At 68.2% G+C, this 12,599-nt stretch carries 9 protein-coding genes and 2 tRNA genes; 9 read left to right on the top strand and 2 right to left on the bottom strand.

Annotated elements, in window-relative coordinates; translation table 11 throughout:
* Positions 1 to 156: 156 nt before the first annotated feature.
* Complete coding sequence (locus tag ACWDEW_RS06320) at positions 157 to 351, top strand: hypothetical protein (protein ID WP_026178055.1); 195 nt, start codon at positions 157 to 159, stop codon at positions 349 to 351.
* A 1,363-nt stretch (positions 352 to 1,714) separates the two neighbouring features.
* On the opposite strand, the gene ACWDEW_RS06315 is transcribed toward ACWDEW_RS06320, so the two are convergent.
* A tRNA-Gly gene (locus ACWDEW_RS06315) sits at positions 1,715 to 1,785 on the bottom strand.
* Between the two features lie 164 nt (positions 1,786 to 1,949).
* Here ACWDEW_RS06315 and ACWDEW_RS06310 point away from each other — a divergent pair.
* The 5 genes from ACWDEW_RS06310 to clpX all read left to right on the top strand — a co-directional run bounded on the left by ACWDEW_RS06310 (position 1,950) and on the right by clpX (position 6,726).
* Positions 1,950 to 2,026: transfer RNA gene (locus ACWDEW_RS06310), tRNA-Pro, on the top strand.
* 194 nt (positions 2,027 to 2,220) lie between these two features.
* The gene (gene tig, locus ACWDEW_RS06305) at positions 2,221 to 3,603 is read left to right on the top strand and encodes a trigger factor (protein WP_450510109.1); all 1,383 of its coding nucleotides are present in this window, start codon (positions 2,221 to 2,223) and stop codon (positions 3,601 to 3,603) included.
* Positions 3,604 to 3,944: 341 nt separating this feature from the next.
* The gene (locus ACWDEW_RS06300) at positions 3,945 to 4,547 is read left to right on the top strand and encodes an ATP-dependent Clp protease proteolytic subunit (protein WP_093631861.1); all 603 of its coding nucleotides are present in this window, start codon (positions 3,945 to 3,947) and stop codon (positions 4,545 to 4,547) included.
* 50 nt (positions 4,548 to 4,597) lie between these two features.
* Positions 4,598 to 5,278, top strand: a complete 681-nt coding sequence (locus ACWDEW_RS06295) for an ATP-dependent Clp protease proteolytic subunit (RefSeq protein ID WP_450510107.1) — start codon at positions 4,598 to 4,600, stop codon at positions 5,276 to 5,278.
* Between the two features lie 161 nt (positions 5,279 to 5,439).
* The gene (gene clpX / locus ACWDEW_RS06290) at positions 5,440 to 6,726 is read left to right on the top strand and encodes an ATP-dependent Clp protease ATP-binding subunit ClpX (RefSeq protein ID WP_019065572.1); all 1,287 of its coding nucleotides are present in this window, start codon (positions 5,440 to 5,442) and stop codon (positions 6,724 to 6,726) included.
* 91 nt (positions 6,727 to 6,817) lie between these two features.
* Here clpX and ACWDEW_RS06285 read toward each other — a convergent pair whose 3' ends face one another.
* Positions 6,818 to 7,804, bottom strand: coding sequence for a hypothetical protein (locus ACWDEW_RS06285; protein WP_450510105.1), 987 nt, complete (start codon positions 7,802 to 7,804; stop codon positions 6,818 to 6,820).
* Between the two features lie 135 nt (positions 7,805 to 7,939).
* Here ACWDEW_RS06285 and ACWDEW_RS06280 point away from each other — a divergent pair, with 135 nt between their 5' ends.
* From ACWDEW_RS06280 to ACWDEW_RS06270, 3 genes are all read left to right on the top strand, one after another.
* Positions 7,940 to 10,564 carry a valine--tRNA ligase gene (locus ACWDEW_RS06280; protein ID WP_450510103.1) on the top strand — a complete coding sequence of 875 codons (2,625 nt, stop codon included), beginning with the start codon at positions 7,940 to 7,942 and terminating at the stop codon, positions 10,562 to 10,564.
* 132 nt (positions 10,565 to 10,696) lie between these two features.
* Complete coding sequence (gene folC / locus ACWDEW_RS06275; protein ID WP_450510101.1) at positions 10,697 to 12,184, top strand: bifunctional tetrahydrofolate synthase/dihydrofolate synthase; 1,488 nt, start codon at positions 10,697 to 10,699, stop codon at positions 12,182 to 12,184.
* A gap of 6 nt (positions 12,185 to 12,190) precedes the next feature.
* Entirely contained in the window at positions 12,191 to 12,565 is a 375-nt protein-coding gene (locus ACWDEW_RS06270; RefSeq protein WP_450510099.1) for a DUF4233 domain-containing protein, read from the top strand.
* Positions 12,566 to 12,599: the final 34 nt, after the last annotated feature.

Here is a 12,599-nt window from a genome sequence, read left to right as displayed (position 1 = left end):
ACGACCTGCGAACGTTTCGGTTCCGAACCTTTGCGACCAACGATGCGTCACCCGCCGCATAGGTGGGCCGGGTTGGTGGCACGATGGTTCTGGCGGGGGTGCGCGCGGTGGCGTCCCCGGGCCGGGAGAGCGGACCGACCGAGGGTGTGATCAGTTGTGGCCATTTCACTGTCTGTGGTGCTGCTGTTGGCGATCATCCTGGTGGTGTTGATCCGAGGGGGATCGATCAAGGCGGGCCCAGCCATAGTCGCCATCCTCTTCGGCTTCTTCCTCGCCTCGACCGGCATGGCCCCGTCCATCAACCGGTTCCTGAACTCGATAGCGGAGACGATCAACTCGATCAGCTTCTGACCCGTTCCCCGGGACCGAACCCCGGGAACGACTCAGGGGCAAGGGGCGGATGAGAGGCGTGCCCCTCCGGCCTGGCGCATGCGGACCGGGGCTGATCTGTCGCGGTGCTGACCCGCCGGTTCCCGGGTCGCCCGCCGGCGTTCCCCGCTACTCCCCGCCGGTCGCCGCTCGATCGGTCACGCAGAGAGACGGGGTCGGTCCTCCGGCTGGCTGCCACGCGGTCTACGGCTCACCTCGCTCGGGGACGCACAGCATGCGGTGAGCCGGCGCGACGGGTTCGCCGGTAGCGGATCGATTCCACGGACCCGTACGGCCACGATGTCCGTGAGGACGGGGGATCGGTCCGGAACCTTCGTCAAGCGCCACCTGGAGTCCACTACCTCTCGCGGTAGCTCGCCATGAGACCGAACCGTCCGCGCTCACGCACGCTGGGGCCGGTCTCCCCGCAGCGATGGCATGCCGACAGGTCACGATCCCGAATCGCCCCCATGTGTTCGAGTGTGAGCGAATCTGACCAGATCTCAGTAGGGCGCGATTTGGCCTAATTCGGCGGCGACGACGGTATGCGTAAGTGAGTGGCGATCCGAGCGTGCTGAAGGCCCCACCTGGAGAGACGGATGGGGAAGTTCCCCCTCATTCCCTCAAGCATTCCCTCAAGGCGCGGCTCCTCCCGTCCTCCGCGGGCAATCCGCGGCCGTACCCGGCCAAGGCCTCGACGAGTCTGGGGTATCCGTACGCCGGATCATCTTTGCCACGTGCACCTCGTGTTCCGCGTGAACCCATAGCCGTACGGACCCCGCGGACGATTCACATTCGATCACCCGCCCGTCGCTCGGGAGCCACAGCTTTTCGCGGAAGGTCGCGTCGCGTGCGCAGACGTAGTGCAGATCGGCCGGGAGTTCGCGCAGTCGCGTCCACCGCCGGCGAGGTTTCCACCGGAACTCACGTCCGGCCGGTACCTGGCCAAGGCTGTATCGGCGGCGTCCCTCGTCGGGCAGGTTGGCCCCGACCTGGAAGATGACTGTTTCTCCTGCGTCAGCCCGAGCAGCCGTCCGCCGCACTCGCCGTGCCGCGACGATGTTCCCGATCGTCGCGCCGACGAAGACCGAGATCCCTGTAATGACGCCCGACATCATGCGCGAAGCAAAACAGGCGGCCGCTCGACGATCAAGGGGTGAGGCGCGCCCCCTGACCTGACATCACCCACCACTTTCCCTGGAGCCCCCGCCCCCGTGCCGCTGTAGGCCAGTGAAGCCCAAGGTGTGCACAGGGGACGCGACGCGTAGAGCTGAACTGCTCGGTAGACGATCGAAGGCCCAGGAGCAGGAGATTTACTGCCTGGCCTGGGCCTTCGGTGTTTCAGAGCGGGCGACGGGAATCGAACCCGCGTAGCTAGTTTGGAAGACTAGTGCTCTACCATTGAGCTACGCCCGCATACGATGCGCCGCAGGTCAGACGACCGCGGCACAGAAGGCATCGTAGCGGGTCGGGTGCCCTCCGCGCACACCGCATTCCTCATGCCCTCTCCGGCACCCCGGCGCGCGTGAAATGCGGCGGCTCCACTGCCTGCGGCCATGTACCCTACGTGTCGCACCAGACGGGGTGTGGCGCAGCTTGGTAGCGCGTCCGCTTTGGGAGCGGAAGGCCGTGGGTTCAAATCCCGCCACCCCGACCACCTGCCGGACCTCCGGGACCGGTACCACACCAGTACCTCGCGCGATCGCCTTTTGGGGCGTCCAGCCGCTGCGGCTACTATGCAAGCTGCGCGCCCGTGTGTCTCTCACACTCTGAAGTCCTCCGGGCGACCAGAAACCGCCGGACCTGTCTGGGTCCGCAAACCAAGAAGTCAGCCCCCAAGGAGACCGAACCGTGAAGAGCGCCGTGGAGACCCTGAACCCGACCCGGGTTCGGCTCAGCATCGAGGTGCCCTTCGAGGAGCTCAAGGACAGCCTCGACGCGGCGTACAAGAAGATCAACCAGCAGGTCACGGTGAAGGGCTTCCGGAAGGGCAAGATCCCGGCGCGCGTCATCGACCAGCGGTTCGGCCGCGGTGCGGTTCTGGAGGAGGCGGTCAACGACGCGCTCCCGAAGTTCTACACCGAGGCGGTCAACGAGGCGGAGCTCAACCCGCTCGGCCAGCCCGAGGTCGACATCACGGAGCTGAAGGACGGCGAGACGCTGAACTTCACCGCCGAGGTCGACATCCGCCCGACCATCGAGATCCCGGACTACTCGGGCATCGAGGTCGAGGTCGACGCCGTGGAGGTCAGCGAAGAGGACATCGACAAGTCCGTCGAGCAGCTCCGCGAGCGCTTCGCCTCGACCTCCCCGGTCGAGCGCGCCGCCGCCGAGGGCGACGTCGTCACCCTCGACCTGGAGGCCAAGGTCGACGGCGAGGTCCTGGAGGACGGGGTCGCCGAGGGCGTCTCCTACACCATCGGCTCCGGCGAGCTCCTCGACGGCATCGACGAGGCCGTCACGGGCCTGGAGGCCGGTGGCGAGGCCACCTTCGCCTCCGAGCTCAAGGGCGGCTCCGCGGCCGGCCAGGAGGCCCAGGTCACCGTCAAGGTGAGCCAGGTCGCCGCTCGCGAACTCCCCGCGCTGGACGACGAGTTCGCTCAGCTCGCCTCCGAGTTCGACACCCTGGAGGAGCTGCGCGCCGACAGCCGCAAGCGCCTCGAGAACATGAAGCAGTACGACCAGGCCACGCAGGCCCAGGAGCGCGTCCTGGACAAGCTGCTCGAGCTCGTCGAGGTGCCCGTCCCCGAGAAGCTCCTCGAGGACGAGATCAACACCCGCAAGCACAACCTGGAGCACCACCAGCTCGGCCAGATGGGCCTCGACCTGGAGAAGTACCTGGAGATCCAGGGCAAGACGGCCGAGGAGTTCGACGCCGAGACCAAGGAAGCCGCGGTCAAGGGCATCAAGACGCAGTTCGTCCTCGACGAGCTCGTCAACAAGGAGAAGCTGAACGTCAACCAGGAGGAGCTCACCGAGCACCTCATGCGTCGCGCCGCATCCTCCGGCATGTCCCCCGACCAGTTCGCCCAGGCCGTCGTCGAGGGCGGCCAGGTTCCGCTCCTGGTCGGCGAGGTGGCCCGCGGCAAGGCCCTGGCCGTCGTGGTCGAGGCCGCCACCGTGAAGGACACCAACGGCGAGATCGTCGACCTGGACGACGAGGACGAGGTCGAGACGGCCACGGAGACGGTCGAGACCGTCGAGGCCGCCACCGAGGAGCCCGCCGAGGCGTAAGCACCGGTACAGGGGGCCCTGGGGACACATCACCCCCGGGGCCCTTTGTCGTACCGTCCACCGGCGCGCCCCGAAGGGGCGCGGGGAACCGCGCGGCCGGCCCGCGCCGACCCGCAGCCCCGTCGCAAACCGACCCCACCCCACCGCAGGGGACATCCGCTCAGGCCAGCGCAGCGCTGTGTGCTGACAGCGAACAGTTCCCTTTGCGGGATTCCCCGGAGGGACCCGCGCGTTAGGGTCCATGAATACGAGGGCAGGGGAGTCCCCGTTGCCCCCGGCAGTACACGTGAGACGGCCCGGCGCCGTCGTAAAGACGAGCAGGTGGATACGTGACGAATCTGATGCCTACAGCCGCCGGCGAGCCCTCTTTCGGTGGCCTCGGCGACCAGGTCTACAACCGACTGCTCGGTGAGCGGATCATCTTCCTCGGCCAGGCGGTCGACGACGACATCGCGAACAAGATCACCGCACAGCTCCTCCTCCTTGCCGCGGACCCCGACAAGGACATCTACCTCTACATCAACAGCCCCGGCGGCTCGATCACGGCCGGCATGGCGATCTACGACACCATGCAGTTCATCAAGAACGACGTGGTGACCATCGCCATGGGCCTCGCCGCCTCCATGGGCCAGTTCCTCCTCAGCGCGGGCACTCCGGGCAAGCGCTTCGCCCTCCCGAACGCCGAGATCCTGATCCACCAGCCCTCCGCCGGCCTGGCCGGTTCGGCCTCCGACATCAAGATCCACGCGGAGCGGCTGCTGCACACCAAGAAGCGCATGGCCGAGCTCACGTCCCAGCACACGGGCCAGACCATCGAGCAGATCACCCGCGACTCGGACCGAGACCGCTGGTTCGACGCGCTGGAGGCCAAGGAGTACGGCCTCATCGACGACGTGATCCCCACGGCCGCCGGTATGCCGGGCGGCGGCGGCACCGGGGCCTGAGGCCCCAGGACAGCCACCAGCCGACCGCCACAGCCCCCAGGAGAGAGACAGTGAACAACTTCCCCGGCAACGGCCTGAACGACCTCGCACGCGCCGAATACACGGCTCCCGCCGCCGAGTCCCGTTACGTGATCCCGCGCTTCGTGGAGCGCACCTCGCAGGGCGTCCGTGAGTACGACCCGTACGCGAAGCTCTTCGAGGAGCGCGTGATCTTCCTCGGTGTCCAGATCGACGACGCGTCCGCCAACGACGTGATGGCGCAGCTGCTGTGCCTGGAGTCGATGGACCCCGACCGTGACATCTCGATCTACATCAACAGCCCGGGCGGCTCCTTCACGGCGCTGACTGCGATCTACGACACGATGCAGTTCGTGAAGCCCGACGTCCAGACGGTCTGCATGGGCCAGGCCGCGTCCGCCGCCGCCGTCCTGCTGGCCGCCGGTACGCCGGGCAAGCGCATGGCGCTGCCGAACGCGCGCGTGCTGATCCACCAGCCCTACAGCGAGACGGGCCGGGGCCAGGTCTCCGACCTGGAGATCGCGGCCAACGAGATCCTCCGCATGCGTGCCCAGCTGGAGGACATGCTGGCCAAGCACTCGACCACCCCGCTGGAGAAGATCCGCGAGGACATCGAGCGCGACAAGATCCTCACGGCCGAGGACGCCCTGGCGTACGGCCTGATCGACCAGATCATCTCCACCCGGAAGATGAACAACGCCGACGTCCGCTGACGCGGACCCTGTATCGTCCACCACCCCTCGGCACGGTCCACGTGGAAGTGAACCGTGCCAAGGGGGGCCCGAACGGGGGGCCCGGCAAGGTACCGTCGGACATAAGGCAGCACCAGGAGCCGCTGTACCCAGGCGACTCCCAGGCGAAGGGGAAGCACACCGTGGCACGCATCGGTGACGGCGGCGATCTGCTCAAGTGCTCGTTCTGCGGCAAGAGCCAGAAGCAGGTCAAGAAGCTCATCGCAGGGCCCGGTGTGTACATCTGCGACGAGTGCATCGACCTCTGCAACGAGATCATCGAGGAAGAACTCGCGGAGACGAGCGAGGTGCGCTGGGAGGAACTCCCCAAGCCCCGCGAGATCTACGAGTTCCTTGAGGGGTACGTCGTCGGCCAGGAGTCGGCGAAGAAGGCACTCTCGGTCGCGGTGTACAACCACTACAAGCGCGTCCAGGCCGGTGAGAACGGCGGCGGCCAGAGCCGCGAGGACGCCATCGAGTTGGCGAAGTCCAACATCCTGCTGCTCGGCCCCACGGGCTCGGGCAAGACCCTCCTCGCACAGACCCTGGCCCGCATGCTGAACGTGCCGTTCGCGATCGCCGACGCGACCGCGCTCACGGAGGCGGGCTACGTCGGCGAGGACGTCGAGAACATCCTGCTGAAGCTGATCCAGGCGGCGGACTACGACGTCAAGAAGGCCGAGACCGGGATCATCTACATCGACGAGATCGACAAGGTGGCCCGCAAGAGCGAGAACCCGTCGATCACCCGTGACGTGTCCGGCGAGGGCGTCCAGCAGGCCCTGTTGAAGATCCTGGAGGGGACGACGGCCTCGGTCCCGCCGCAGGGTGGCCGTAAACACCCGCACCAGGAGTTCATCCAGATCGACACGACGAACGTCCTGTTCATCGTGGGCGGCGCCTTCGCGGGCCTGGAGAAGCTCATCGAGTCCAGGGCGGGCGCCAAGGGCATCGGCTTCGGGGCGACGATCCGCTCCAAGCGGGAGCTGCAGTCCAAGGACCAGTTCGAGGACGTCATGCCCGAGGACCTGGTCAAGTTCGGCATGATCCCCGAGTTCATCGGGCGTCTGCCCGTCATCACCTCGGTCCACAACCTGGACCGCGAGGCCCTGCTCCAGATCCTCATCGAGCCGCGCAACGCGCTGGTGAAGCAGTACCAGCGCCTCTTCGAACTCGACGGTGTGGAGCTGGACTTCGAGCGCGAGGCCCTCGAAGCCATCGCCGACCAGGCCATCCTCCGCCAGACCGGCGCGCGCGGCCTGCGCGCCATCATGGAGGAAGTCCTCCAGGGCGTCATGTACGAGGTCCCGTCCCGCAAGGACGTGGCCCGCGTCGTCATCACGGCGGACGTCGTCCTCTCGAACGTCAACCCGACGCTGATCCCGCGCGACGCGCGCGGCCGGGGCCCGGGCGAGCAGAAGACGGCGTAGCGACAAGTCCTTTCATTGCCGAGGGGGCCCCGGTCAGTCCAACTGACCGGGGCCCCTCGTAGTTGGAGCCTCTTGAGCCGGGTCTACGCCATCAGGCCTTGACCCGGACGTCGTTGCGGAGCTTCGCGGCCAGGGCCGCCGTGCTCTCGACGGTTCCGCCGTTCCCTGCGGCGAGTTCGGCGATCCCGAACGCGCTGACGACGGCGACCGTGCTGTGGTCGCCCCAGATGCACATCGGCAGCTTGATGGTCTTCGCGGCACCGGCGGCGGTGCTCGACGTGTCGTTGTTGGCGATCTCGGCGACCTGGCACTTCATGATGCCGTTGGAGAAGCCCGCCGGAGTGACCTTCTCCGGGCTGCCGACCAGCTTGCCGCTGGTCTTGTCGCTGCTCTGGTCCTTCTCCGACTCCGTCTTGACCTTCGCGAACATCGCGTCCACGACGGCCTCCGGGTCGGCGATCGTGCCGTACACGCCGTCGAAGGACAGGGTCTTCTGCGCCAGACCCGAGCCGTTCTCGTAACCGGCGCTGACCTCCACGGGGTTCTTCACGCCCCACTTCTGGAAGTCGGCCTTGTCGTCGTCGGTCATCGAGTTCGCGGAGCCGGCGTCGCTGTCCGACTTCTTGTACGTCCCGTTGATGACCGTCGCCGGCGCGGTCAGCTTGTGCGCGCCGTCGTCGGCCACACCGCCGCTGCCGCCGCTCCCGCCGCCGATCACGAAGTACGCGCCGACCGCGACGGCGGCCACGACCGCCACCGCGCCGATGACCAGCCCCGTCTTCTTCTTCCCGCCACCGGGCGCCGGGGGCTGCGGAACGCCGTACGGCGGCTGCCCGTAAGGCGGTTGCTGACCGTACTGCTGCTGCCCGTAGGGGTTCGGCTGCGGCGGAACGCCCTGCGGGGGCTGCTGCGGATAGCCGTAACCGGGCTGGGCGGGCGGTTGCTGGGGGTAGCCGTAGCCGGGCTGAGGGGCGCCCTGCGGCGCCTGCTGCGGAGGCGGGCCGTAGGGACCCGGCTGACCGTACGGTCCGGGCTGCTGCGGCTGCCCGTCGTACGGGCCCGGCTGGTTGTAGCTCATTCTGGGTTCCCCTCCAGATGCTTATGCGTTCCCGACATCCTGGCTCAGTCACAGGAACCACATGGCATCGGGGGCCGCACCGTTACAGAACAAACGCGTTTCGGGACACCCCCGCGACACCCCTAAACTGGCCCCGTGACCGAGAACGCTCAGCAGCAGCCATCAGCGCCCGACTCCGAACTGCCGACCCAGTACGCGCCGGCCGATGTAGAGGGGCCGCTGTACGAGCGCTGGGTGGAGCGGGGTTACTTCGAGGCGGACGCGAAGAGCGAGAAGCCGCCGTACACGATCGTCATCCCGCCGCCGAACGTCACCGGCTCGCTGCACCTCGGGCATGCCTTCCAGCACACGCTGATGGACGCGCTGACCCGTCGTAAGCGCATGCAGGGCTTCGAGTCGCTGTGGCTGCCGGGCATGGACCACGCGGGGATCGCCACCCAGAACGTCGTCGAGCGCGAGCTCGGCAAGGAGGGCAAGTCCCGGCACGACCTCGGCCGTGAGGCGTTCGTCGAGCGCGTCTGGCAGTGGAAGGACGAGTACGGCGGCAAGATCCTCGGCCAGATGCGCCGCCTCGGCGACGGCGTCGACTGGACCCGCGAGCGCTTCACCATGGACGAGGGCCTCTCCCAGGCCGTCCAGACCATCTTCAAGCGGCTCTACGACGACGAGCTGATCTACCGCGCCGAGCGCATCATCAACTGGTGCCCGCGCTGTCTCACCGCGATCTCGGACATCGAGGTCGAGTACCAGGACGACGACGGCGAGCTCGTCTCCATGAAGTACGGCGAGGGGGACGACACCATCGTCGTCGCCACGACCCGTGCCGAGACGATGCTCGGCGACACCGCCGTCGCCGTCCACCCCGACGACGAGCGCTACAAGCACCTCGTCGGCCGGCACATCAAGCTGCCGCTCACCGACCGCACGATCCCGGTCGTCGCGGACACGCACGTCGACCCGGAGTTCGGCACCGGTGCCGTCAAGGTCACGCCCGCCCATGACCCGAACGACTTCGCCATCGGCCAGCGCCACGACCTGGAGTCGCTGACCGTCATGGACGAGCGCGGTGTCATCACCGTCCACGGTCCCTTCGAGGGCCTGGACCGTTTCGAGGCCCGTTCCGCGATCGTCGCCGCACTGCGCGCCGACGGCCGGATCGTCGCCGAGAAGCGGCCCTACGTCCACTCCGTCGGGCACTGCTCGCGCTGCAAGACGACCATCGAGCCGCGGCTGTCCATGCAGTGGTGGGTCAAGGTCGCCCCGCTCGCGAAGGCGGCCGGCGACGCGGTCCGTGACGGCCGCGTCAAGATCCACCCCCAGGAGATGGAGAAGCGGTACTTCGACTGGGTCGACAACCTCCACGACTGGTGCATCTCACGGCAGTTGTGGTGGGGCCACCGCATTCCCGTCTGGTACGGCCCGGACGGCGAGGTCGTCTGCGTCGGACCCGACGACGAGCCGCCCACCGGTGAGGGCTGGACCCAGGACTCCGACGTCCTGGACACCTGGTTCTCCTCCGGCCTGTGGCCCTTCTCGACCCTCGGCTGGCCCGAACAGACCCCGGATCTCAAGAAGTTCTATCCGACCGACGTCCTGCTCACCGGCCACGACATCATCTTCTTCTGGGTCGCCCGGATGATGATGTTCGGCCTGTACGCGATGGACGGCGAAGTCCCGTTCAAGACCATCGCGTTGACGGGTCTGGTCCGCGACCAGTTCGGCAAGAAGATGTCCAAGTCCTCCGGCACGGCGGTCGATCCGCTGGACTGGATGAACGCCTACGGCTCCGACGCCGTCCGCTTCACCCTGGCCCGTGGCGCCAACCCCGGTACGGACGTGCCGATCGGCGAGGACTGGGTCCAGGCGTCCCGGAACTTCGCCAACAAGATCTGGAACGCGACGCGCTTCGCGCTGATGAACGGCGCGACGATCGAGGGCGAACTCCCGCCCGCCGAGCGGCTGTCGGCGACGGACCGCTGGATCCTCTCCCGTCTCAACAAGACGGTCTCCCAGGTCGACGCGCTCTACGACGACTTCCAGTTCGCCAAGCTCTCCGACGCGCTCTACCACTTCGCGTGGGACGAAGTCTTCGACTGGTACGTCGAGTTGTCGAAGACCACGTTCATGGCGGGCGGCGAGCCCGCGAAGGTCTCCGGCCGCGTTCTCGGTGAAGTCCTCGACGTCACCCTGAAGTTGCTGCACCCGATCGTCCCGTTCGTCACGGAGACGCTCTGGACGACCCTCACGGGCGGCGAGTCGGTGGTCATCGCCGACTGGCCGAAGGACAGTGGCTTCCGCGACGAGGCCGCCGAGCGCGAGATCGAGACCCTCCAGCAGGTCATCACCGAGGTCCGCCGCTTCCGCGCCGACCAGGGCCTCCAGCCCGGCCAGCGCGTCCCGGCCCGCCTCACCCTGACCGGCACGGCCCTCGCCCCGCACGAGGCCGCCATCCGCCAGCTCCTCCGTCTCCAGCCGGAGGGCGACGCCTTCGCGGCGACGGCCACCCTCCCGGTCGGCGGCGCCACGGTCGCCCTCGACCTCTCCGGCACGATCGACGTCGCGGCGGAGCGCAAGCGCCTCGCGAAGGACCTCGCCGCCGCCGAGAAGGAGAAGGCCCAGGCGACGGCCAAGCTCGGCAACGAGGCGTTCCTGGCCAAGGCCCCGGACAACGTGGTCGACAAGATCCGCGGCCGCCTCACGAAGGCCGACGAGGACATCGAGCGCATCAAGGCCCAGCTGGAGAGCCTGCCTCAGGCGTAAGCGCCCTGAAGGGGCGCGGGGCCGTGTCGATATGCGGCTCCGCCGCGTGGGCGCGACCAGCCACAACGTTCCCCGCGCCCGCCAAACGGGACCAGCCACCCCCATCCTTGGGCGCACCCCTAAACTGGCCCTGTGACTGACAGCGACCCGTTCGACGAGATCATCGAGGCCGAGACAGACCGCGACCCCGACCTCGCGGTCATCGAGGCCGGCAGCCGAACCCTCCGCACCCAGGGCACCGGCGGGCCGCAGGCCGACGTACCCGGTCGCCCCGAGGACCCCGAGGTGGACAAGGCTCTGCGCGAGGTCGAGGCGGAGCTGGCCACCCGCTGGGGCGAGACGAAGCTGGAGCCGTCGGTCAGCCGTATCGCCGCGCTGATGGACGTCCTGGGGGACCCGCAGCGCTCGTACCCCTCGATCCACATCACGGGGACGAACGGCAAGACGTCCACGGCCCGCATGATCGAGGCCCTCCTCGGCGCCTTCGAACTCCGCACCGGCCGCTACACCTCCCCGCACGTCCAGTCGATCACCGAGCGCATCAGCCTCGACGGCGCCCCGATCTCCGCCGAGCGGTTCATCGAGACGTACCACGACATCAAGCCGTACATCGAGATGGTCGACGCCCAGCAGGAGTTCCGGCTGTCGTTCTTCGAGGTGCTGACGGGGATGGCGTACGCCGCGTTCGCGGACGCCCCCGTCGATGTGGCCGTCGTGGAGGTCGGGATGGGCGGCACCTGGGACGCCACCAACGTCATCGACGCGGACGTGGCCGTGGTCACCCCGATCGATCTCGACCACACCGACCGCCTCGGCGGGACGACCGGTGAGATCGCTACCGAGAAGGCCGGCATCGTCAAGCAGGACGCGACCGTGATCCTGGCGCAGCAGCCGGTGGACGCGGCGCAGGTACTGCTGAAGAAGGCCGTCGAGGTGGACGCGACCGTGGCCCGGGAGGGTCTCGAATTCGGGGTCGTGTCCCGCAACGTCGCCGTCGGCGGACAGCTCATCAACCTGCGCGGCCTCGGCGGCGAGTACGAGGAGATCTACCTCCCCCTGCACGGGCCGTACCAGGCGCACAACGCGGCCGTCGCCCTGGCCGCCGTGGAGGCGTTCTTCGGTGTCGGGGCCCAGCGGCCCGATCCGCTCGCGATCGACACGGTCCGCAAGGCCTTCGCGTCCGTGACCTCGCCGGGGCGGCTGGAGGTGGTGCGACGGTCGCCGACCGTTGTGCTCGACGCAGCGCACAACCCCGCGGGCGCCCGTGCGACCGCCGAGGCCGTCGCCGAGGCGTTCGACTTCAGTCGGCTGATCGGAGTGGTCGGGGCCAGCGGCGACAAGAACGTGCGCGGGCTCCTCGAAGCCTTCGAGCCGATGTTCGCCGAGGTCGTCGTCACCCAGAACTCCAGCCATCGCGCGATGGACGCGGACGAGCTGGCCGCGATCGCCGTCGAGGTGTTCGGCGACGAGCGCGTGCAGGTCGAGCCGCGGTTGCCGGACGCGCTGGAGGCGGCGATCACGCTGGCCGAGGAGGACGGCGAGTTCGCGGGCGGCGGTGTGCTGGTCACCGGTTCGGTCATCACCGTCGGTGAGGCCCGACTGCTCCTCGGGAGGGGCTGAGTTTCCGTGCGTACGCTCTGTTCTTCGACGCTGCTCGGCGAGTTCTTCGTGATCGGTTTCGCCGGTCTGGTCGCCATGAAGGATCCGGATCTGACCACGTCCACGGTGTGGACGGTGTGCGGGATCGCGATGTTCCTGTCGGTCGCGCTGTGCGGTGTGGTGACCCGGCCGGCCGGCATCGCGCTCGGCTGGGCGCTGCAGATCGCGCTGATCGCGGCGGGCCTCGTGGTGCCGTCGATGTTCTTCCTGGGGGCGATCTTCGCGGCCCTGTGGTGGGCGTCGGTGCACTACGGCCGGAAGATCGACGAGGCGAAGGCGCGGTTCGCGGCACAAGCGGCACAGGCCGCGCAGGCCGACTCCGCCACCCCCGGCCCGGCGTGACTCCACTACACCTGACGCTGCGTAATGGCCGCAT

This window comes from Streptomyces sp. NPDC001100 (genome assembly GCF_053598575.1).
Note: the sequence above shows the minus strand (reverse complement) of the source record. Positions and strands in the feature narration are given on the sequence as shown.